The sequence below is a fragment of the Pseudomonas sp. PGPPP1 genome, assembly GCF_002255865.1.
GTDB lineage: Bacteria > Pseudomonadota > Gammaproteobacteria > Pseudomonadales > Pseudomonadaceae > Aquipseudomonas > Aquipseudomonas cremoris.
Window position 1 is genome coordinate 784116 of sequence record NZ_NKIG01000001.1, and the last position, 22669, is coordinate 806784.

The 22669-nt window shown below is 62.1% G+C and carries 19 protein-coding genes; 8 read left to right on the forward strand and 11 right to left on the reverse strand.

Features of this window, described 5'->3' with window-relative positions; all coding sequences use genetic code 11:
* The first annotated feature begins 45 nt into the window (after positions 1 to 45).
* Positions 46 to 915 carry an oxaloacetate decarboxylase gene (locus CFE47_RS03590; protein ID WP_286835527.1) on the forward strand — a complete coding sequence of 290 codons (870 nt, stop codon included), beginning with the start codon at positions 46 to 48 and terminating at the stop codon, positions 913 to 915.
* A gap of 55 nt (positions 916 to 970) precedes the next feature.
* On the opposite strand, the gene CFE47_RS03595 is transcribed toward CFE47_RS03590, so the two are convergent.
* Genes CFE47_RS03595 through CFE47_RS03610 form a run of 4 tightly spaced genes read right to left on the reverse strand, consistent with a single transcriptional unit; the run spans position 971 to position 5953 of the window.
* Entirely contained in the window at positions 971 to 3334 is a 2364-nt protein-coding gene (locus tag CFE47_RS03595; protein ID WP_286835528.1) for a hypothetical protein, read from the reverse strand.
* Between the two features lie 51 nt (positions 3335 to 3385).
* A complete protein-coding gene (locus CFE47_RS03600) occupies positions 3386 to 4135 on the reverse strand; it encodes an ABC transporter permease (protein WP_185706162.1) in 750 nt (249 codons plus the stop codon).
* A gap of 7 nt (positions 4136 to 4142) precedes the next feature.
* Positions 4143 to 5135 (reverse strand): ABC transporter substrate-binding protein, encoded by a 993-nt coding sequence (locus CFE47_RS03605; protein WP_286835529.1) that lies wholly within the window; start codon positions 5133 to 5135, stop codon positions 4143 to 4145.
* Positions 5132 to 5953 carry an ABC transporter ATP-binding protein gene (locus CFE47_RS03610; protein ID WP_286835530.1) on the reverse strand — a complete coding sequence of 274 codons (822 nt, stop codon included), beginning with the start codon at positions 5951 to 5953 and terminating at the stop codon, positions 5132 to 5134. The genes CFE47_RS03605 and CFE47_RS03610 overlap by 4 nt, the downstream gene beginning before the upstream one ends.
* Positions 5954 to 6089: 136 nt before the next feature.
* Here CFE47_RS03610 and CFE47_RS03615 point away from each other — a divergent pair, with 136 nt between their 5' ends.
* Positions 6090 to 6821 (forward strand): GntR family transcriptional regulator, encoded by a 732-nt coding sequence (locus CFE47_RS03615; RefSeq protein ID WP_286835531.1) that lies wholly within the window; start codon positions 6090 to 6092, stop codon positions 6819 to 6821.
* Here the strand turns inward: CFE47_RS03615 and CFE47_RS03620 are convergent.
* The 4 genes from CFE47_RS03620 to CFE47_RS03635 all read right to left on the reverse strand — a co-directional run bounded on the left by CFE47_RS03620 (position 6811) and on the right by CFE47_RS03635 (position 12753).
* Positions 6811 to 8139, reverse strand: coding sequence for an LLM class flavin-dependent oxidoreductase (locus CFE47_RS03620; protein WP_286835532.1), 1329 nt, complete (start codon positions 8137 to 8139; stop codon positions 6811 to 6813). The two genes, CFE47_RS03615 and CFE47_RS03620, sit on opposite strands and share 11 nt — an antisense overlap.
* Positions 8140 to 8227: 88 nt before the next feature.
* Entirely contained in the window at positions 8228 to 10528 is a 2301-nt protein-coding gene (locus CFE47_RS03625) for a TonB-dependent receptor (RefSeq protein ID WP_286835533.1), read from the reverse strand.
* Positions 10529 to 10606: 78 nt separating this feature from the next.
* Positions 10607 to 11716, reverse strand: a complete 1110-nt coding sequence (locus CFE47_RS03630) for an aryl-sulfate sulfotransferase (protein WP_286835534.1) — start codon at positions 11714 to 11716, stop codon at positions 10607 to 10609.
* Positions 11717 to 11778: 62 nt separating this feature from the next.
* The gene (locus CFE47_RS03635; RefSeq protein WP_286835535.1) at positions 11779 to 12753 is read right to left on the reverse strand and encodes an ABC transporter substrate-binding protein; all 975 of its coding nucleotides are present in this window, start codon (positions 12751 to 12753) and stop codon (positions 11779 to 11781) included.
* A gap of 47 nt (positions 12754 to 12800) precedes the next feature.
* Here CFE47_RS03635 and CFE47_RS03640 point away from each other — a divergent pair, with 47 nt between their 5' ends.
* Entirely contained in the window at positions 12801 to 13898 is a 1098-nt protein-coding gene (locus CFE47_RS03640) for a GlxA family transcriptional regulator (RefSeq protein ID WP_286835536.1), read from the forward strand.
* Positions 13899 to 14238: 340 nt separating this feature from the next.
* Entirely contained in the window at positions 14239 to 15561 is a 1323-nt protein-coding gene (locus CFE47_RS03645) for an OprD family porin (protein ID WP_185706182.1), read from the forward strand.
* Here the strand turns inward: CFE47_RS03645 and CFE47_RS03650 are convergent, their stop codons facing one another.
* Positions 15562 to 16044 carry a winged helix-turn-helix transcriptional regulator gene (locus tag CFE47_RS03650; RefSeq protein WP_286835537.1) on the reverse strand — a complete coding sequence of 161 codons (483 nt, stop codon included), beginning with the start codon at positions 16042 to 16044 and terminating at the stop codon, positions 15562 to 15564.
* Positions 16045 to 16151: 107 nt separating this feature from the next.
* Here CFE47_RS03650 and fabF point away from each other — a divergent pair, with 107 nt between their 5' ends.
* From fabF to CFE47_RS03665, 3 genes are all read left to right on the forward strand, one after another.
* On the forward strand, positions 16152 to 17420 hold the full coding sequence (gene fabF / locus CFE47_RS03655; RefSeq protein ID WP_286835538.1) for a beta-ketoacyl-ACP synthase II: 1269 nt from the start codon (positions 16152 to 16154) through the stop codon (positions 17418 to 17420).
* 68 nt (positions 17421 to 17488) lie between these two features.
* Positions 17489 to 17869, forward strand: coding sequence for a RidA family protein (locus CFE47_RS03660; RefSeq protein ID WP_185706190.1), 381 nt, complete (start codon positions 17489 to 17491; stop codon positions 17867 to 17869).
* A gap of 202 nt (positions 17870 to 18071) precedes the next feature.
* Positions 18072 to 20051: a peptidase U32 family protein gene (locus tag CFE47_RS03665; protein ID WP_286835539.1), complete on the forward strand. Its 1980-nt coding sequence runs from the start codon at positions 18072 to 18074 to the stop codon at positions 20049 to 20051.
* Between the two features lie 75 nt (positions 20052 to 20126).
* On the opposite strand, the gene CFE47_RS03675 is transcribed toward CFE47_RS03665, so the two are convergent.
* Positions 20127 to 21029, reverse strand: coding sequence for a DMT family transporter (locus CFE47_RS03675; protein WP_286835540.1), 903 nt, complete (start codon positions 21027 to 21029; stop codon positions 20127 to 20129).
* 109 nt (positions 21030 to 21138) lie between these two features.
* On the opposite strand from CFE47_RS03675, the gene CFE47_RS03680 reads away from it, so the two are divergent.
* A complete protein-coding gene (locus CFE47_RS03680; RefSeq protein ID WP_185706198.1) occupies positions 21139 to 21582 on the forward strand; it encodes an Lrp/AsnC family transcriptional regulator in 444 nt (147 codons plus the stop codon).
* A 2-nt stretch (positions 21583 to 21584) separates the two neighbouring features.
* Here the strand turns inward: CFE47_RS03680 and CFE47_RS03685 are convergent, their stop codons facing one another.
* Positions 21585 to 22658 (reverse strand): NAD(P)-dependent alcohol dehydrogenase, encoded by a 1074-nt coding sequence (locus tag CFE47_RS03685; protein ID WP_286835541.1) that lies wholly within the window; start codon positions 22656 to 22658, stop codon positions 21585 to 21587.
* Between the last annotated feature and the right edge of the window lie 11 nt (positions 22659 to 22669).

A 22669-nucleotide genomic window follows, 5' to 3' on the forward strand; every position in this document is an offset into this window, starting at 1 on the left:
ATAGGCGTTGATCGCACGCAGTCAATGGCCCAACCAGGAAAGATCATGCCGAAAAAGTCTCACACAGCCCTGCGCCGTAATTTTCGTGAACTGCTTGCAACGCCGACGTGCGTTGAAACCGCTTCTGTATTTGACCCGATGTCTGCACGTATTGCCGCTGACCTGGGTTTTGAGGTTGGCATCCTGGGGGGCTCCGTGGCCTCGCTACAGGTACTGGCAGCGCCTGATTTTGCGCTTATCACGCTGAGTGAGTTCGTTGAGCAGGCCACCCGCATTGGCCGAGTCGCCCAACTGCCGTTTATTGCCGACGCCGACCACGGCTACGGCAACGCCCTGAACGTCATGCGCACCGTCGAAGAGCTTGAGCGCGCCGGTGTGGCCGCATTGACCATTGAAGACACCTTGCTGCCGGCACAATTCGGGCGCAAATCCACGGACCTGATTTCCATCGAGGAAGGCATCGGCAAAGTCCGCGCCGCGCTGGAAGCCCGCGTAGACCCGGAACTGTCGATCATTGCCCGTACCAACGCTGGCGTGCTGCCGACCGAGGCGGTCATCGAGCGCACCCAGGCGTATCAAAAAGCCGGTGCGGACGGGATTTGCATGGTCGGCGTCAGTGACTTCGACCACCTGGAAAAGATCGCCGAAAACCTGACGGTACCACTGATGCTGGTGACCTACGGCAATCCCAAGCTCAATGACGCCCAGCGTCTGGCCAGCCTTGGCGTACGCATCGTGGTTGCGGGGCATGGCGCTTACTTTGCCGCCATTAAAGCCACCTACGACAGCCTGCGCGCTCAACGTCAGCTGACCCACAGTACGTCGAACCTCAGCGCCACCGAGTTGACCCACACCTACACGCTGCCAGAAAGCTACGTGGCGTGGGCCGAAGAGTTCATGGACGTCAAAGAGTAATCCTGCAAGCGGTGAATACCCTCCTCCCCAGGGCTCACCGCTGCGCTGTCCTGCCTCAGGCCAGCGTCAGGAACACGGCCGACGTCCACACCCTCGACTGATCCCGCTGCCGTGCGCAGATAAACAACGGATGTTCCCGCCCCGGTTGCAGCTTCAACCCGGCCAGCTCGATGCTGCCTTGCAGCTCCCGTGGCAACGGCGCCGCTGTCATACGCTCCAGCGATACTTTCAGCTCCGCCCCCGGCAAGTCCACGACCTGTGGTTGAGCCAGCAAATTCTCGCCCGTCACCTCCATCAATACCGTTGGCGCATGTACATAAGGCTGCGGCTCGGAGGGGTCTCCCACCTTGATGTAATTGTCGATCCGGCTGTTGATCTGCAGGTTTGCGCCGGCCAGTTGCGACAGGTCGATTTCGATGCTGTCGGTGTCACCGTTAGTGTCGGTGCGGAACGCCAGCGTCGTGGCGTCCTTGCGCCACACGGTCTGCTCCGGGTGATCGAGGCCAAGGGCGCGAAAACCCTTGATGACCGCACCCGTCACGCGAATCTCGCCGGTCCAGTAGGCACCGCGATAACGGTCCTTGATCCGTGCACCGCCCAGACGCACGCGGATGCGCTGCTCGGACAAGCCCAGTTCCTCGTGCAGGTTACGCGACCAGATCAGCCTGTCGCCATCGAACAGGTCCACTTGCTCCCAGCCCGCTTCGCCCAGCAGTCGGTAGTCCAGCGTCGCGTCAGCCTCGGTGGTGAACACTTCGCCCATGAAATGCTCACCCTGGCGCAGGCTGGCAAAAGACCGCTCGCCCGTGGTGGCAAAGGTCCGCCGGGCCCGCAGCGCCTTGCCCACGCTGGCGCGGTCAAAGCGCTCGGCAACCACACCGGTCAAGCCGCCGCGTGAGCCAAACACCGCCGTGGCCGGTACGCCGCCGCCGCAACGGCCCTGGTGTTCGTCACTGTTGGCCGCTGCGCCTACGCGGTAGCCACGCTGCAGCGCTTCGGCGTACACCCAATGGAATTGCCCCCAGGCCGAGCCCACTTCGATCAAGCGTTCGAGTTCCGGGTGGTGCCAGTCGAGGTTGCAACGGCGACCGCCGACGTGAGGCATCATCAGATGGCCTTCGGGGTCCTTGGCGTAGGCGGCGTAGAGTTCATCCACCGGCCAGGCACCCGGCTTGATGGTCCCGGCGGTGAATTCATTCCATTCAAACGAGCGCACCAGCCGCCCTTGGTTGTCGAAGGGGAATTCGGGTTTTCGGTCGTGCAGGAACACCACGTTACGGTCGCCGCCTGCGCAGGAGTTACCGCACCACTCGGTGCCTGGGTAGCACACAAAACGACCAGGCTCGTTCAGTTCGTGGATCAGCTTGACCGCTTGGTCCCAGCGTTGCTCGGTGATATTGAAGTCGTTGGCGGTGTAGCCAAGGATATCCAGCCCGGCCACATCGCGGCCGTAGCTGAGGTTGTACAGCGTGTCATTGGTGCCCACGGTGTCATCGGAGTGCACGTGCAGGTCAGCGTAGAGCGGGCGCAAGGCCGTTCCCGCCGGGTCAACCGTGACAAAGGCTTGCGCGCCACGAACGCCCGCAACTTCAGCGGACAAGCGCCACTCCCCGATTTCACCGAGCTTTACGCCTTCCAGCCGCGCAATCGCCCAGCCCTCAGTGGCTAATTCAAACGGTTGCGATGAAGCCTCACCTTGGGGGTCAATCAGCGTCAGCACCCCTTCATGGGGCACATCCCGGCAGGTATTGCCCCAGGCATCATCCACCCGCAGCAACACATCAAATGCTTCATCCGCGCTGACCAGCCGAGGTGCAATCAACTGCACACTCTGCGCTGGGCCAGGCACGATATCCAACAACGGGTCGCCCGGCACTTCGGCAAATTTGGAACTGCCCAACGGGTCGATAAACAGGCGGAAGCGGAAGTCCTTCTCGACAAAACTCTGCACCCGCGTACCCGCGCCGCCCTGGCGACGGTCGCCGAGGCGCAGGGTGATGGTGTCGCCGGGGTTGAGGTAGCCGTCGACGATATCGATGATGATCGCTTTCTGAAACGGCCGTTCATGGCCCTTCTGGTCAAAGCGGACCTTGAGGTGCTGCACGGTCGCCTGGCTCTGGCCGGGCACCAGTTCGCCCGCCTGGTATTCGGCACTCACGTAGTTGGGGCCTGCCGGATTCGATGTTTGGAACAGCGCCCAGTCGGAATAGAACTTAAACGCCAGCTTCAACCAGGCACCGTCCGCCAGGCCGCTGCCGCCCACTTCGTAGACCAGGGTGATTTCATCCCATTGGCCGGCGACCACCGTGCTGCGGTCACAGCGGATACTGCCCAGGAACGGGCGCTTCTTGTTGCGTTCGTACAAGCCTTGAGGGGCGATGTAATGCCCGGCTTCGCGGGGATCGAAAACGTTGCTCACTTGACACCTCGTGCAGTGGTCCACTGAAGGTTCGAATAGGTCGGGCGTGGCTTATTGCACGCGCCATTTCTGGTAGTGACGCTCGATGCGCCGGAATACAAAGCTCTCCATCAGCCAGGCGATCAGGCCGATCATCACGATGCCCAGCAGCACCTGGCTGCTGTTGCCGATCTGCCCGCCGGTGGAGACCATCCAGCCAATGCCTTGGGACGCGCCGATCATTTCCGCCGCGACCAACGCTCGCCAACCCTGGCTGAAACCGATGCGCAGGGCTGCCGTCACAAACGGCAGCGACGCAGGCAGGTACACATGCGCCAGCAACTGCCATTGGTTGGCGCCGAGGGTGCGAGCGGCGCGCACTTCGCCGCCGCGAATGCTTTGCACGCCCTCCTGGATCGTCACCGCCATGGGGAACACCGCCGCGATAAAAATCACCAGCACGATGGACACATACCCCAAGCCAAAAATGATCATGATCAACGGCGCCCAGGCGATGGGCGGAATCGCCATGAACAGGCTGTTAAGCGGCGAGATGAAGTCGCGAAACCGCGACGACAACCCACCGGCAGTGCCCAGCAGGATCGCCACGATCACCGCCGCAAAAAAACCGCCGACTTCTTCCAACACGCTGGCGCGCAGGTGCTGCCACAGCGAACCGTCCGCCAGCCAACGCACGGCTTCACGCGCCACGTCCCACGGCTGAGGCAGGATGTAGGTGGGAAAGCGGCTGGCCAGGGCGATCCAGATCAACAGCAGGAATGGGAGCGAAGCCCATCCCCAATTGGGTTTTGGCAAATGCATGAGTGACTCAGCGCGAGGCTTTTTCCAGGTAGGAGGTGTCCACGATCTGCTCGGTCTTGAGCGTCTTGTCGATAAAACCGAGGTCGTAGGAGTAGTTCATCAGGCGCTGGATAAACTGGATGTCCGAGGCCTCAAGGTTGGCCGACCAGCCGAGGCGTGTACGGGCTTGGGCAACGATGGCTTCGGGGGTGATGGTCTTGCCGTCGGCACCCTGCACCGCTTCAAGCTTGAAGGCCTCGGCGATGATGCGGTTCGACTCGTCCGGGTGTTCATTCAGGAACGCGATCGCCTTGCGGTGTGCGCGCAGCAACTTGACCACGTCGTCCGGGCGTTCCTGCAGGGTTTTCGGCAGGGCGATTACCACGTACCACGGGTAATTCGGCAAGGCTTTATTCACGTCCAGCAGCACCCGGCTGGAGCCGCGCAGCAACGATTGGCTGACAAAGGGTTCCCAGGAAAACGCGGCATCCACGATGCCACGCTCCAGCGCCGCGTTCATGTTGCCCGGCGGCATGTCGATGATGTCCAGGTCCTTGTCGGGGTTGAGCCCGGCCTTTTCCTTGAGCACGTACCCGCGCAGCAGCACGTCCATGCCGCTGCCCTTCTTCACCCCCGCGAGCTTTTTGCCCTTGAGCGCTTCCAGGCTGTTGATCGGGCTCTTGGCATCGACGATCACTGCCGCCTGGCCATAGTTGACCTTGGCCAGGATGCGGCTTTGCAACCCACGGGAAAACCATTGGTACACCGGCGGTGTGCCGACGTAAGCCACATCCAGCTCACCGGCTGCCAGCGCCTGTTGGATCACCGGGCCATCGCCGAGGGCCTTGAGGTCGACGTTGAGCCCCTCCTCACGATAGAAACCCTCTTTATCGGCGATCAGTGCCGGTGCGTTGGCCATGGCGAACACATAACCGATGCGCAGCGGCTTCTCTTCGGCGGACACCCCGCCCGCCAGCGCAGCAACGGTCAATGAAAGGGCAAGCAGGGAACGTTTGATCATGCGGTTAGCTCGGGTTGACGGGTGGGGGTCGAAGGCATGTCCATGACCTGGGCAATGCGCTCCATCAGTTCATTGCGGTAATCGAGAAAGGCCGGCAGGCGGCGGGTGTGCAGGTTGGAGCGTGGGCGTGGCAGGTCGATGTTCAACTCGCTGTGTATGCCGCCGGGCGCGATGTTGAGCACGATCACGCGGTCGGCCAGGAACACCGCTTCATCTATGTCATGGGTGATGAACAACACGGTCTGGCCCAGCTCGGCCCAGATACGCAGGGTTTCTTCATTCATGCTGTTGCGGCTGATGGCGTCCAGCGCGGCGAATGGCTCGTCCATCAGCAAGACACTGGGCTCCAAGGCCAGAGTGCGGGCCAGCGACACTCGCTGTTGCATGCCGCCCGACAGTTGATGCGGCAAACGCTCGGCTGCCTGCTCCAACCCCACCAGGCGCAAGTACTTCAGTGCGTGTTCACGCTGCTGTGCCTCGCGGGTGGTTGCATTCATGCGCAGGCCAAAGCGCACGTTCTCCAAGGCGCTCAGCCAGGGAAACAACTGCGCCGACTGGAACACATAACCCAGCTCGGCCAACTCCGGGCGCACCGCCGCCTGGTTGATGCGGATCTGGCCGTCCTGTGGCTGCTGGAACCCTGACAACAGGTTGAGCAAGGTGGTCTTGCCGCAGCCCGACGGGCCGAGAATCGCCACAAACTCCCCGGGTTTCGCGCTCAGGCTGAACGAGGAAAATACCCGGTGCCCATTGGGGTAGCTGAAGCTGATGGCATCGACCGTCAGCGCGTCGGCCGCAAATGCAGTGGTTTTGGGCATGGCAAGTGTCGTCAGGTCGTTTACAATGGAATTGCTCGACATAATACGTCTTAATACAAGTTGTCCCAATAACCTATTTTTATAACCTTAGAAGCGAAGGCGCAGGCGCCCCGCTCCCAGGTCATGGAAGCCGACAGTGCCCACCTCAATTCTTCGCGACAGCAGCACCTCGCTCTATGAACAGATCGCCCATCGGTTGCTGGAAGAAATCCAGCGCGGCGACTTCGAACCCAGCGGCAAGTTGCCCTCCGAGGCCGAGCTGGGCCAACGCTTTGGTGTGAGCCGCGTGACCGTGCGTTTGGCCGTGGGCAAGCTCAGTGATGACGGTGTGGTAGAGCGCAAACAAGGCAAAGGCACCTTCGTCGCGGCCAAACAGGTGCGCCACGGCCTGGATGCGCTGCGCAGTTTTCATGAAGCGCTATTGCTGCAGGGGCTCAAGCCGAGCATGCACGTCATCAGTCATACCGAGCAGGCGATGCCCGAAGGCTTGCGTGAGTTGTTCGACGGCGCAGAGCGTTGCCTGCTGCTGGAGCGGCTGCACTTTGTGGATGAAGAACCCATCGCCTTGGGCCGCAGCCATTTACCGGCAGCATTGGCCACTGTGGTGTGGGCGGAGGCCGAGCACCAGCCGATCTATTCCGTGCTGGAGCACGTCACCGGCCAGCCCGTGACCCGCGCCGACCTGGCGATTCGTGCGCAGGAGGCGGATAAAGCCCTGGCCACGGCGCTTAACGTCAAACGCGGTGCGGCGCTGTTGGTGATGGAGCGCACGTCGTATTTCGCCAACGGCCATTGTTGCGACCGCACCACGTTTTATATCCGCCCGGAGCGCTACGCCTTTGTGCTGAGCGGTGTATTCAAGAACTGAAAAACCGGTTGGCCGGGCGTGGCAAACCCAGGTTCTCGCGCAACGTCGTGCCTTCATACTCGCGCCGGAATATGCCGCGCCCTTGCAGCTCGGGCACGACTTTATCGACGAAGTCATCCAGCCCACCCGGCAGCCACGGGAACATGATGTTGAAACCGTCGCTGCCCTCCTCCTCCAGCCATTGCTGCATCTGGTCTGCAATGCCGTGGGGCGTGCCGACAAACGACAAACCGGCATAACCGCCCAGGCGTTGCGCCAATTGACGCACGGTGAGTTGTTCACGGTCCGCCAAGGCCAGTACGCGCTCGCGGGAGCTTTGGCTGCCGTTGGTTTCGGGGATGCTTGGCAGGAATTTGTCCGGGTCGAATTTCGAGGCATCCGTGCCCAACGCGACTGACAGTGAGGCGATAGCGCTCTGTTCATGCACCAGGCTGTCGAGGTGCGCGCGGATGCGGCGTGCTTCGTCCAAAGTATCGCCAACGACCACAAACGCGCCGGGGAGGATTTTCAAGTGGTCCGGGTTACGTTGGATCAGGCGCATGCGGCGCTTGATGTCCGCATAGAACGCCTTGCCCTCCTCCAAGGTGCCCGGTGCCACGAAGATCACTTCGGCGGTTTCTGCCGCCAATTGCCGCCCAGGCTCGGAAGAGCCGGCCTGCACGATCACCGGCCAACCTTGTACCGGCCGGGCGATATGCAGCGGGCCGCGCACGCTCAGGTAGCGGCCTTTGTGATCCAGGGTGTGCAGTTTGTCCGGGTCAAAATAGATGCCGCTGTCGGCATCGCGGATAAACGCGTCATCGGCCCAACTGTCCCACAGCCCGGTGACTACGTCGTAGAACTCACGGGCGCGGGCGTAACGCTCATCGTGGGAATACGCCTCTTCCAGGCCGAAATTCAGCGCAGCATCGGGGTTGGCAGTGGTGACGATATTCCAGCCAGCACGGCCATTGCTCAGGTGGTCGAGTGAGGCAAAGCGCCGGGCGATATGGAACGGCTCGTCGTACGTCGTCGAGGCGGTGGCCACCAACCCGATATGGTCGGTGGCCTGACTCAGCGCGGACAACAGCGTGAAGGGTTCGAAAGACGTGGCGGTATGGCTGCGCTTCAACGCCTCGGTCGGCATATTCAGCAAGGCCAGGTGGTCGGCCATGAAAAACGCATCGAAGCGACCACGTTCAAGGGTTTGTGCAAAACGCTTGAGGTGGGCGAAGTTGAAGTTGGCGTCCCGAAACGCGCCGGGATAGCGCCAGGCGCCGGTGTGGATACTGGCTGGGCGCATGAACGCACCCAGTTTGAGTTGGCGTTGTGCGGGCATGGGGCACTCCCTGAAAGTAAGCGCCCAACAATGTCCGCACCGGTTTGGCCTGTCCAATAATCAAACGTGCTGGCTTATGCCTTGGTGATCAAAAGTCATAACGCGCCGTCGCGCCCAACGTACGTGGCGTACCCAACACGCCGGTATACGCGCCGTTCGGCGAGTTCCACAGGATGGTGTAGTAGGTTTTGTCGAAGGCATTTTTCAGCCACAACGACACGTCCCATTGCCCATCGCCCCAGTTTCCGCGCACGCCGGTCGACAGGTTGACCAGCGCATAACCCGGCAACTGGGCTTCGCGGGAATCGTCTATGGTGCCCACGGCATGGGAGCGCCACGCATAGTTGCCATTCACATAGGGTTGCAGGCCGTTGTCGAGCTGCCACTGGTAGCTGGCGGTGGTGTTGTAGATCCACTTCGATGCACCGACCACGGCGTGCCCGCTCAAGTCACACGCGGCGGGCGCACCGGGGCGCAGGGCGACTTCGGCCGGGCATGGCGCGTCTTCATACGACAGGTAGCGCACATCGTTGAACGAGCCGTTGACGCTGAGGGTCAAGCCGCGCACGGGCCGCCAACTGCTCTCCAGCTCCAGGCCACGACTGCGAACCGTGCCCGCGTTGGTGAGGTAGCTGGTGAGGTTGGCATCGTCGTAGGCGTTGGTCTGGTAGCCGTGCACCACGGTCCAGAACAGGTTGGCGTTGAGGGTCAGGCGTTGGTCGAGCAGTGTGGTCTTGACGCCCAGCTCCGCGTCGTTGGCACGTTCGCTGCCGATCAACAGTGAGTCGGCCCCGGCGACCGGTGCACTGGCCACACTGAGGTTGACGCCACCGGACTTCTCACCGTGGGACAGCGAAGCGTACGCCAGCACGTGTTCATTGACATGCCAGGCCAGGCTGGCCAGCGCCGAGGGGCTGAAGCTGTAGAGGCTCAAGTCGCCGGAGTCGTACGCCCCTACTCGCCCGGCTCTGGCGGCAGCGGCTGCGCCCGTCACCGTAGCGCCGCCAACGGGAGCGTCACGCGTGACATTCGACTGTTTGCGTTCGTAGGTGCCGCGCAGGCCCAGGCTGAAATCCACCGTGGGTGTCAGGTGCCAAGTACCTTGGGCAAACGTGGCAAAGCTGTCGGTGTCGACCGTGCCATGGCCGACGCTGGTGACGTTATTCAGCGCGCCTTGGGGCGTACCGTTCCAGGTATCGGCCAACGGGCCGTAATCGGTGAACACGGTATTGCGCATTTCCTGGCGCAAGTAATACGCGCCCAGCACGTAGTCGAAGTGCTCGCCCACCGGCGAGGCCAGCCGCAGTTCCTGGGAATACTGTTTGTCCCGCGCGGACTGGCCGACGTTGTGCATCACATCGACGTTCAGCTCGTCGTCGTTGCGCGGGGTGAAATCCCACCAGCGATAGGCGCTGATGGAGGTCAAGGTAAAGTCACTCGGCAGCGTCCAGTTCGCCTCCAGCGAGGTACCGCCCTGGAAGACCTTGACGCTCTGCTCGGCATCCAGGTTGACCCGGCGCCCACTGACCAGTGTCGCGCCCACGGCAGCGGCGCGTTGCTCGTAGCGGTTGACACCGTTGATGGTCGGCCCGGTACTGAACAACGAGCGGGTGCCGGCGCTGGAGTCTTCCTCGTTGTAGTCGGCGAGCCAACGCAGATTGAAATCCTCGTTGGGCTTGAACAGCAACTGTGTACGAAAGCCCTGGCGCCCACCGCCGCCGAGGGTGTTGCCGTCGTATTCATTCTTCACATAACCGTTTTCATGGGTGCGATATGCCGCGATACGACCCGCCAGCGTGTCGCTGAGCGGCCCGGAAAAACTTGCCTGGGTTTGCGCATAACCGTCCTCGCCCACCGAGGTCGCCAGGCTGCCCTGGGGGGTGAAGCTGGGACGTCGGGTGGTGATATTCAGCACCCCCGCCGTGGTGTTCTTGCCAAACAAGGTGCCTTGGGGCCCGCGCAGCAGTTCGATCTGCTCCACGTCCAGCAGGTCGAACACCGCCATGCCAGGGCGCCCGAGGTACACGTTGTCCAGGTAGATCCCGGCGCTGCCCTCCAAGCCATCGCTGGCCGGGTTGTTGCCCAGCCCGCGAATCGACAGGCTGGATTGGCGCGCATGCATAAACGCCACATTGACGCTGGGCATGGCTTGCTGCAAATCCTGCAAGCGATACAGGCGTTGTTCCTCGAGGGTTTGCGCGCCAAGCACGCTCATGGCCACGGGCACTTGCTGGGCGTCTTCGGCGCGGCGGCGCGACTCCACCGTCACCGCTTGCAGCACGGTGTCGGTGTCGCCAGGTAGCGCCTCGGCGGCAGCCGGTAGCGCGTGTATCAACGAGCATAAGCCCAGTGCACCCACAGTCAGGTGGCGCGAATAAAGCAGAGTCATCGCAAGTTCCTTAACGCAAAGATGAGTCGATACTTCGCTGCGCGTGGCCTGCGTGAGCGTGATCGTTGCAGTCGTTGTTCAGTCACGCAGCCATGGGAGGTCTTGGCGCTGGTAACGGTGGGCGCGGAAGATCGCGTTGTTTTCCCCCGGCAGGTAGCGGCGGGACGCTTCATCGGGGTAGGTGGCGAAATGCGGGTTGATGTACTCCCACACCACGTCGCCGGCCGGTGTGACTTCGAACAAACGCCCGAAGTTGGCCTCGGTCACCAGGGTGTTGCCGTTATGCAAGCGCTGGGCGCCGCCCATGAACGGCGTGAAGAACGCGTAGCCTGGAGTGTCGGCGTATTGCCATTCGATACGCTGCTTGAGTGGATCGATTTCGAGGATGCGCGAGTGCGGCATGCTGATATGCGGACGGGAAATACCGTTGTCGAACACCAGCACATTGCCGTTTTCCAGCTCGCTCGGGCAGTGCTGCTGCGCTACCAGGTCGTGGCCAAGGCGCCACAGCACCTCACCGCTGCCACGCTGGATGGCTATCACCGAAGAGACACTGCGCAGGCTCAGAATGACCTTGCCATCGCGGCCCGGCGACACTGCATTGGTCATTGGCCAGTGGTAGCGTTCGAACGTGTCGTGCAGCGGGTAATCCTCTGGTTTCAGGTGCTCCCAGCTGCGCCATTCCCATACCACGTGGCCCTGGCGGTCGACTTCCTTGACCACGTCGGCATAAATCACCCCACCGGCCGCTTCACTGCCCGGGATGCCGCCCACAACACGATTGGCCAACTCGGTACTCAGCGGCTCGACCGTGGTGTACAGCAGGTGGCCGTTGTCCAGCCACTGCGCGTCGTGATGGTGCAACAGGTCGGTGTGTTCCCATACCACTTCGCCTTCGGGAGTCACTTCGCTGAACGCACCGCCATGCCACACCGACCAGCCCGGGAACAACTCGGGCGAATCAGGGTGGTTGCCGTTGTAGCCGAGGTTGCCGTTGGGCAGGATCACGGCATCGCGCCCTGGGCGCTGGGGCAGCTTCCAGCGATGGACAACCTCGCCCTCGAGGTCGATCAAAAACACCTGGCCGTCGGCGGTTTGCGGGGCAAACAAGGTGTAGCCGCCGGCGCTGCGGGTGGGGTCGACGCCGATAAGGCCGGTCTTCTGGCGCTTGAGTGTGGTGCGGTGCATGGCTTTTCTCCGGGTGCAGGAACCCCTGCCGGGCGTACACCGGCAAGGTTGAAAACGATCAGTCAGTTAGGGGGTGGCAGTACGGCGTTGAAGCGCGGGTCGAATATCTGCCCGACCTCCAACGGTCGTGGGATCACGTGTTCGGTCGCGAACGTGTCCGCCAGGCGCTGTTGCAGGGCGATGACCGCCGGATCAATGGGTACGTAATTCAGGTTCTGGTGGGCAAGCATGTCGCGCACCAACGCCACCGGCAGTCGCGTGGTCTGGGCGAACACCTCGGCCCAGGCGTCCGGGTGTGCGGTGGCCCACGCTTGGGCGCGCGCCAGGCGTGCCAGCAGGTCGCCGGCCTGGGCGGCACGCTCAGGGTCTGCGAGGGCCTTGAGGCTGGCCACGGTAAAGTTCTGCCCGGTTTCCGGCCATGGGCCGCCGTCCACCAAGATGCGTGCGCCACGGGACGTGGCCTGCCCGACAAAGGGATACCACACCGACCAGGCCTCCAGACGGCCGCTGGCGAAGGCGTTTTGTGCATCAACCGGGCTGACGTAGGCGATGTTCACATCCCTGGAGGTCAACCCGGCCTGGCGCAGCGCCGCCAATAACAGGTAATGCCCGCTGGTGCCTTTGGCGACCGCGACGCGCTTGCCTTTCAAGTCGGCAACCTGCTGGATAGTCGACCCTTCGGGCAGCAACAGCGCATTGTTGTTCTGCGCGCCACTCGCCACACCAATGATGCGCACATCGAACCCGCCCGCCTGGGCAAAGATCGGCGGCGCATTGCCCACCACACCGACGTCGATGGCGCCGGCACTGAGGGCTTCAAGCAACGTGGTACCGGCGTTGAACGGGTGCCACACCAGGGCGTCCGGCAAGTCCTTGTCCTCGCCCGCCGCGTGCAGCATGGCTTGGATCAACCCGCTTTGATCGCCCACGTGCAACGCCGCCGACACCGGTTGCACGATCAACAGCGTCGCCAGGCACGCCATCCCAAGCAGGCGGCGCAGCAAGGAGTGCTTGGCAGCGTGTGGTTTTAGCGTCATTGTCGTGCCCTCATTTTTGCGTTGAACCCAGTATGTCGAGGCTTGCCGTGCCGCTCCATGCCAAACACCCCTCCTTTACTGCCACATCGGACACCGCTACGCGCACGGTCGTCGTGCTGGCTTTCGACGACCTGCTGCTGCTCAACGCGGCTGGGCCGCTGGAGGTGTTTGCGGCGATCCCTCGTTTGCTGGGGGGCGACTTCGCCACACAGCCGCCGTATCGCTTGCTGCTGGCTTCGCCGCTGGGCGGGCAGATCACTTCGGTGTCAGGGATCAGCGCCACCACCCTGTCATTGCAACAGATCGACCAACAGGCACCAGTGATTGATACGCTGATCGTCGCAGGTGGCCCGGGCATGGCCGCGCTGGAGGCCAACGAGCAGGCCTGCGCCTGGCTAAGCCAGCGCGCTACGCACATCCGCCGCCTGTGCTCGATCGGCACCGGTGCCTTTGCACTCGCCGCTGCCGGCCTGCTGGATGGACGCAAGGTGGTGACCCATTGGAAGTTCGCTGAGGAGTTGCAGGCGCGTTACCCCAAGGTCATCTGCCAGACCGACGCGCTGTACCTGCACGACCACAACCTATGGACCTGCGGTGGAGCCACCGCCGGTATCGACCTGGCATTGGGGTTGGTGGAGCATGATCTCGGGCCCCACGTGGCACTGTCCCTTGCGCGTTATTTCACGGTGTTCTTATGGCGCTCGGCGGAACAACCGCAATTGAGTGCCCCGTTGAAAGCCCAATCCACCGCCTTGCGCACCGACCCCGATGTGCGCCTGGCGCGCTTGCATGCCTGGATAGCGGGGAATCTGAATGGCGATCTACGCGTGGAGCGTCTGGCCGAGCAATTCGGCATGAGCCCGCGTCATTTTGCACGGGCCTATGTGGCCGCCACTGGCGAAACACCGGCTCAAGCGGTGGAGAGTTTACGCTTGGAGGCCGCCTGCCGTGTGCTGGCAACCACCAGTGAGCCGATCAAGCGGATTGCCGAAACCGTTGGCTTCGGACGCGAAGAACGCATGCGACGTGCCTTTCAAAAACAACTGGGTACCAGCCCGCTCGGTTACCGCCAACAAATGAAGGCGGCGCCCGCCAGCCTGCCCCCGTTCCCGATGGGCATCACCCTGCAAGGGTTGGCGCACTAAGTTCAACTAAGCCCCCCAACTTAAAAAGACAACAACGAAAAAATCCGCCGCAGAATCTGCGGCGGCAACCAAAGGGTAGTGTCGAAGCAGAGCGGCTAAGACAGTTCCAACGCTACACCCAGCGCTGTTTAAACAACGTGAAGTTTAATTAATCGAGTTTCATCCGGCGCCTGGCTGCGGGCCTTTGAAACTGGGCATAGAATCGGCTTCGGCAACCACGCCGAACACAATAAAAAACTGTAACGCCTCACTTACAAACACCTGCCAATAGAACTTTTTTCGCTGTCAACAAGTGCGGTGTTTCTGTGCACGCGTTCATTATCCTGGGGAAGTTAATAACATGATCAAACAGTCGAGCCTGTTAGCGCTGGCGGTGTGCGCCGGTATCAGCCAAATGGCATTTGCCGAGTCCGTGACGGACCAGGCGGACTCCAAGGGGTTTGTCGAAGGCAGTAGCATCACCGGGCTGTTGCGCAACTATTACTTCGACCGTGACCGCCAAAGCGGCAAGGCCGACAACCGCGACTGGACCCAGGGCGCCATGCTCAACTACGCCTCGGGCTTTACCCAGGGCACCATCGGTTTCGGTGTGGATGCCTACGCTTACGGTGGCGTGAAGCTGGACGCCACCCATGCCGACGCCGGCACCGGCGACTTGCCCACCGACCGCCATGGCGACCCCGAAAACGCCTATGGCTCCGTGGGCGCGGCGGTGAAGATCAAGGTGTCCAAGACCGAATTGAAATTCGGTGACATGCAGCCCACCGCACCGGTATTCGCCACCGGCGGTACGCGCCTGTTGCCGCAAACGGCCACCGGTTTCGACCTGACCAGCAGCGAAATCGCCGGCCTGGACCTGGAAGCCGGGCACTTCACCAGCACCAACAGCGGCATGACCAGCAACCACGACCACGATATCTATGCGACCTACGCCAATATCGCGGCCAACAGCGCCAGTTTTGTCGGCGGCAAATACACCTTTACGCCGTCGCTGAGCGCGACCGTGTATGCCGGCGAACTGGAAGACATCTGGCGCCAGTACTACACCAACCTCAACTATGTGATCCCGTTGGGGCATGACCAGTCCCTGGCCCTGGACGGCAACCTGTACCGCACCCTCGACACCGGCAGCGCCAAGGCCGGGGCGATCAACAACACCACGTATTCGTTGGCGGCGGCGTATTCGTTCCTGCAGGCCCACACGCTGACGCTGTCGTTCCAGAAGGTGCATGGCGACACGCCGTTTGACTATATCGGCACCGGCAACAATGGCGCAGGCGAAGGCGGCGACTCGGTGTTCCTGGCCAACTCGGTGCAATGGGGCGACTTCAACGGCCCGGGCGAGCAGTCGTGGGGGATTCGTTATGACTTGAACATGGCCAGCTATGGCGTGCCGGGATTGAGCTTCATGAGCCGTTACATCAACGGCTCGGATATCAATGGTACTCACACTCCCGCCAACAGCGCCTATGTGGGCGACTACGGTGCCGACGGCGCGCACCACGAGACGGATGTGGAAGCCAAATACGTGATCCAGAGCGGCCCGGCAAAAAACCTGTCGTTGCGGGTGCGCGATGCCATCGTGTCGTCGAATGCCGACCAGGGCGACGGCAAGTTGAACGAGTTGCGTCTGATCGTCGACTACCCGTTTACCCTGCTCTGATCACTGCGCAATAGTGCCCAACCGCTGGCGCATCCCCGCGCTGGCGGCTGGGCCGGCCTGGATCACGCAGTCTTCCAGCGGCACACACTGGCCTTGGGCATTCGCCATCGCCGGTTGCACCGGCAGCCCGGTAGCGCGCTCGACCACCTCGACACTGGTGCCTTCTTCGGCAAAATGCCGATTGCCCCACGCCACCAACGACATCAACACTGCGCTGAAATCCTCGCCCTTGGCCGTCGGCACATATTCGTAGCGTGGCGGTCGTTCGCTGTACGGACGACGCTCCAACATTCCCGCCTCAACCAAACCGTTCAGGCGGCGCGTCAACATGTTCGGCGCGATGCCCAGGCTGCGCGAGAACTCATCGAAACGGCGCAGGCCGTGCAGCGCGTCGCGCATGATCAAGATGCTCCACCACTCCCCTACCCGCTCAAGGCTGCGGGCGATAGGGCATTCGTCGCTGACGAGGGATTTGCGTTGCATGCGAGTTCCTGTGCTCCGGTACAAAGTTGTGTGACGCCATGTTACTTTCATGATGATAGTGACGTCCATAGGGTCTGTACCCTCAACGCAACCGGAGTCGATTGATCATGAGTAAACGCATCGTTGTGACAGGCATGGGCGCGCTGACGCCGCTGGGATCGAGCGTGGAATCCACCTGGAAACGCCTGTTGGACGGACAATCGGGCATTCGTCGCCTGCCGGAAGACTTGATCGGCGACCTGGCAATCAGCATCGGCGGCCAGGTACAGAGCGTATTGCAGGACCCCGAGGCCGGGTTTGATCCTGACCGCCTGTTGGCCGCCAAGGAACAGCGCAAGATGGACCGCTTTATCCTGTTCGCCCTGGCGGCGGCGGACGAGGCCTTGAAACAAGCGGGCTGGGCGCCGCAAACCGTGGAGCAGCAGGAGCGCACGGCAACCATCATTGCTTCCGGTGTCGGCGGCTTCCCGGCCATTGCCGAAGCGGTGCGTATCACCGACAGCAAAGGCCCACGGCGCTTGTCACCGTTCACCATTCCATCGTTCCTCAGCAACATGGCCGCTGGGCATGTGTCGATCAATTACGGCTTGAAAGGCCCGCTGGGTGCGCCGGTTACGGCTTGCGCGGCAGGTGTGCAAGCGATTGGCGATGCCGCGCGGATGATTCGTGCCGGTGAAGTCGATGTGGCCGTATGCGGCGGTGCCGAAGCGGCAATCCATCGCGTCAGCCTGGCAGGCTTTGCGGCGGCGCGGGCGTTGTCCAGCGACTTCAATGAAACGCCGCCGCTGGCCTCGCGGCCATTCGACCAGGCGCGCGACGGCTTTGTAATGGGCGAAGGTGCCGGCATCCTGGTCATTGAGGAACTCGAACACGCCTTGGCCCGAGGCGCACAGCCCATCGCCGAACTGGTGGGCTACGGCACCAGTGCCGATGCGTATCACATGACCGCAGGCCCCGAAGACGGCGACGGTGCGCGTCGTGCCATGGTGCAGGCATTGCGCCAAGCCGGGGTCGATGCGTCTGCAGTGCAGTACCTGAATGCCCATGCCACCTCGACGCCGGTGGGTGACAAAGGTGAACTCGCGGCGATCAGAACGGTGTTTGGCGCCGTCGGCAGCCCCGCCATCAGCTCGACCAAATCCGCCACCGGCCACTTGCTGGGCGCGGCAGGTGGTATCGAAGCGATCTTCACCGTACTCGCCCTGCGCGACCAGGTTGCCCCGGTGACACTCAACCTGGACAACCCCGATGCCCTCGCGGAGGGCTTGGACATGGTGCGCGGCGCCGCACGGCCAATGGCGATTGAATACGCGCTCTCCAACGGCTTTGGATTTGGCGGTGTGAACGCCAGCGTGCTGTTCCGTCGCTGGGCGTAGTTTGCCCCTGGGTTAGTTTTCGGGGACCATGGGCGCCTTTCTGAACCTGTCCATCAAGAGGCGCGCCCATGGCCAACCACGACCTGTCCTACACCCCTGATCCGGATGCCGACTCGATTTCGTCCGACGTGATCGGCTTCAACGGCATCCTGGTTTCCACCCAGATCCCCACCCGCGCCGATGGCAGCCTGGAACTGGGCGATGTCACGCTGCAAAGCGAATGCACCCTGCAAGCACTGAAAGTGGCCCTGGAAAAGGCCGGCAGCTCGATGGACCGGGTGATGCACTTGACCATCTACCTCACCGACATGGCAGATCGCGCCGCGTTCAATGAAGTGTACAAACGCTTCTTTGCCAAGCCGTGGCCCGTGCGGGCGGCGGTGGGTGTGGCCTCCCTGGCCGTTGAAGGCATGCGCGTTGAAGTCACCGCAATGGCCGCAAAAGCCTAACCCTGTGGGAGCTGGCTTGCCTGCGATGGCATCGCCACGGTTTAACTGAATATCTGAGGTGCCTGCATCGCAGGCAAGCCAGCTCCCACAATGGATCTCATTGGTCCTCTGACCTACCCAGCCAGCCCTGTGGTAGGTGCCCCCCCGGCATTTCGCAGCTACAATGCGCGCCTCGACCGTGACAAGCCTGACTAAAAAAACTATGTCCTTGCCCAAGCATCACCTGGAATTGCTCAGCCCTGCCCGCGATGTTGCCATTGCGCGCGAGGCCATCTTGCATGGCGCCGACGCCATCTACATCGGCGGGCCGAGCTTCGGCGCACGCCACAACGCCTGTAACGAAGTGAGCGAGATCGCTTCACTGGTGGAGTTCGCCCGTCGTTACCACGCCCGTGTGTTCACCACCATCAACACCATCCTGCATGACAACGAGCTGGAACCCGCGCGCAAGCTGATCCATCAGCTGTATGACGCAGGGGTCGACGCATTGATCGTGCAGGACCTGGGCGTGATGGAGCTGGATATTCCGCCCATCGAGCTGCACGCCAGCACCCAGACCGACATTCGCACCCTGGGTCGCGCCAAGTTTCTCGACCAGGCCGGGTTCTCGCAGTTGGTATTGGCCCGTGAGCTGAACCTGCAAGAAATCCGCGCCATCGCCGACGAAACCGATGCCGCCATCGAATTCTTCATCCACGGCGCCTTGTGCGTGGCGTTCTCCGGGCAGTGCAATATCTCCCACGCGCAGAACGGCCGCAGCGCCAACCGTGGCGATTGCTCTCAGGCTTGCCGCCTGCCGTACACCTTGAAAGATGACCAGGGCCGCGTCGTGGCCTTTGAAAAGCACCTGCTGTCGATGAAAGACAACAACCAGAGCGCCAACATCCGCGCACTGGTCGAAGCCGGCGTGCGTTCGTTCAAGATCGAAGGCCGCTACAAGGACATGGGCTATGTGAAGAACATCACCGCCTATTACCGCCAGCGCCTCGACGACGTGCTTGAAGACCGTCCGGACCTGGCCCGTGCGTCCAGCGGCCGTACCGCGCACTTCTTCCTGCCGGACCCGGAAAAAACCTTCCACCGTGGCAGCACCGACTACTTCGTTACCGACCGCAAGGTCGACATCGGCGCCTTCGACACGCCGACCTTCACCGGCTTGCCGGTGGGTGTGGTGGAAAAAGCCGGCAAACGCGACTTGCAGGTGGTCACCCATGAGCCGCTGTCCAATGGCGACGGCCTCAATGTGCTGGTCAAGCGTGAGGTGGTGGGTTTCCGCGCCAACATTGCCGAGCCCAAGGGCGAATTCGAAGAAGACGGCGAGAAGCGCTACCGCTACCGCGTCGAGCCGAATGAAATGCCGGCTGGCCTGCATCAACTGCGCCCCAACCATCCGCTGAACCGCAACCTGGACCATAACTGGCAACAGGCGCTGCTCAAGACTTCGTCTGAGCGCCGTATCGGTTTGACCTGGGCCGCTCGTTTGCGTGAGCAGGCGTTGGAAGTCACCGCGACCAGCGAAGAAGGCATCAGCGCCAGCGTTACCCTGCCCGGTCCGTTCGGCGTGGCCAACAAGCCGGAACAGGCGCTGGACACCCTGCGCGACCTGCTCGGCCAGTTGGGCACCACCGAATACCACGCCACCGACATCCAGCTGGATGCACCGCAGGCGTTCTTCATCCCCAACTCGCAGCTCAAGGCGTTGCGCCGCGAAGTGATCGAAGCGCTGACGGCCGCCCGTGTGGCCGCGCATCCGCGTGGTGGCCGTAAAGCCGAAACCACGCCCGCGCCGGTCTACCCGGAAGCGCACCTGTCGTTCCTGGCTAACGTCTACAACCAAAAGGCCCGTGACTTCTATCACCGTCACGGTGTGAAGCTGATTGACGCCGCCTTCGAAGCCCATGAAGAAACCGGCGAAGTGCCGGTGATGATCACCAAGCACTGCCTGCGCTTCTCGTTCAACCTGTGCCCTAAACAGGCCAAGGGTGTCACGGGCGTGAAGACCAAGGTTGCGCCCATGCAGTTGATCCATGGCGACGAGGTGCTGACCTTGAAGTTCGACTGCAAACCCTGCGAAATGCACGTGGTGGGCAAGATCAAGGGGCACATCCTCGGCCTGCCTCAGCCCGGCAGCGGCGTAGCTCACTTCAACCCGGAAAACATCATTTTCCAGGGCACCCACTGACCCCAAACTGTAGGCGCGAGCGTGCTCGCGAAAAACCGGAGAGCGGCGCGTTCAACCTGACGCGCTGCGTTATCGTTAACGATCTTCGCGAGCAAGCTCGCTCCTACGGGGCGACCACCACCAGCCGCGCTGCAACCCGGCAGCTGCCAGCAGAATCGCCGCTACACCTAGCCATTGCAGCCAGCCCAGGCGATGCCCGAAGGCGAACCAGTCGACGAAAATCGCTGCAATCGGGTAGATAAACGACAGCGCGCCGGTCAAGGCCGTCGGCAGTTTCTGAATCGCGCCGTACAGCAACACGTACATCAAACCGGTGTGCACCACGCCAAGCGTCATCAGCGCTGCCCAGCCGTTGGGGGCCGTTGAAACGCTGCTCCAAGGCACCAACGGAGCCAGCAGAACGGCGCCGGTTGCCACCTGGATCAACGCCATCAAATGCGGCGGCACGGCCTTCAATCGCTTGATGATCAGCGCCGCAATCGCATACAAAAACGCCGCGCCCAACGCCAATGCGATACCCGCCAGATAATCCCCGCCACTCTGTTGCTCGCCATGAGCGGTGACAATCGCCAGCATCCCGAGGAAGGCCACGCTCAGCCACGCCAACTTCTGCACCGTGATCTTTTCACCCAGAAACAGGGCCGCCAACATCACCAGCATGAACGGCTGGACGTTGTACACCGCCGTGCTGATAGCGATGGACGCATGGGAGTAGGATTCGAACAACAGCAGCCAGTTACCGACGATGGCGACGCCGCTGAGCATCGCCAGCCCGACCTTGGCCCAACTCAGCAGGTCCAGGCGCAGGTAACCGAGCAACGCGCACACCAACAGCAGCGTCAGCCCACCGATCACGCAGCGCCAGAACACCACTTCGATCACCGACACGCCCGACACCAGTACAAACCAGCCGATGGTGCCCGAGATCAGCATGGCGGCGACCATTTCCCATGTACCGCGACGGATAGATGTGTCCACGATTGATGCTCCTCAAGTGAGGCTCAATTATGGCAATCTGCTCGGCAGCCGCTCCAGCGACTAAAAAAGGCAAAATCTGAAGATGACCTTTTCTTATTAGGCAGACATCATGATTGACACCATCGACCAGCAACTGATCGCGGCTTTGATGGACGACTCGCGCCTGTCACTCAAGGCACTGGCGGGGATTACCGGGTTGTCTTCGCCCAGCGTCGGCGAACGTTTGAGGCGCCTGGAAGAACGCGGCGTGCTGACCCACTACACCGTCGACATCGACCCCAAGCACTTCGGCTATCTGCTGCAAGCCATCGTGCGCATCCGCCCCCTGCCCGGCAAATTGCAGGAGGTGGAACGGCAAATCCAGGCTATTCCGGAGTTCACCGAGTGCGATAAGGTCACCGGCGACGACTGTTTTATCGCGCGCCTGCACGTACGCACCATGGAACAGCTCGACACCTTGCTCGACCGGCTCAACGCCTACGCCGAAACCAATACGGCCATCGTCAAGAAAACCCCAGTCAAACGCCGACTCCCCCCTTTGGCTGGCGTGTAACGTTACGGCGTAATGGCGACCTTCATCACGCCGTCGCGCTGGTGGGCGAACAGCTCGTAGGCCGCCTCAATGTCATCGAGCTTGAAGCGGTGGGTCACCAACGGCGAAAGGTCGACCCCACCGCTGGCTACCACCGCCATCAGGCGGCGCATGCGTTCCTTGCCGCCGGGGCACAAGGTGGACACGATGCTGTAGTCGCCGAGGCCAGCGCCAAAGGCGTCGTACGGAATGCGCAGATCGCTGGAATAAACCCCCAGGCTTGAGACCCGCCCGCCCGGGCGCAATACGCGTAGCGCTGATTCAAACGTCCCTTGGGTCCCCAGCGCCTCGATCGCCACATCCACACCACGGCCGTCCGTCAGCGCCATGATCTGCTCGACGACATCGCCTTTGTGGAAGTCGACGATATCGGTCGCGCCGAGGCGCTTGGCAACGTTCATGCGTTCACTGACACCATCGACGCCGATAATCTTCGATGCACCCTTCAGCCGCGCACCCGCCACGGCACACAAGCCAATCGGCCCCAACGCGAACACCACCACCGTATCGCCAATATTCACGTCGCCCCGTTCGGCGCCGGAAAACCCGGTGGACATGATGTCGGGGCACATCAGCACCTGCTCATCGCTCAGACCATCTGGAATCGGGCACAGGTTCGCCAGCGCATCCGGCACCAATACGTATTCGGCCTGGCAGCCGTCGATGGTATTGCCGAACTTCCAACCGCCCGCCGCGCGAAAACCGTGGCGGGTGTCAGGACCGTCCTGGGAGCCGCAGCCGCACAGGCAGGCATAGCTTTGCCCGCTGGGGGTAATCGCCCCCGCTATCACGCGTTGCCCTTCGACAAACCCGCGTACCTGGGAGCCGAGCCGTTCGATCACGCCGACCGGCTCGTGGCCCACCGTCAGCCCTTTGGCCACGGGATATTCGCCGCGCAGGATATGCACGTCGGTGCCACAGATGGTGGTGGTGGTGATGCGCACCAGCGCATCGAGGGGGCCGACCTCGGGAATCGGCTTGTCATCCAGGACGATGCGGTTTTTTTCAACGAAGACTGCTGCTCTCATGGTTGCCATGTGACGACGCT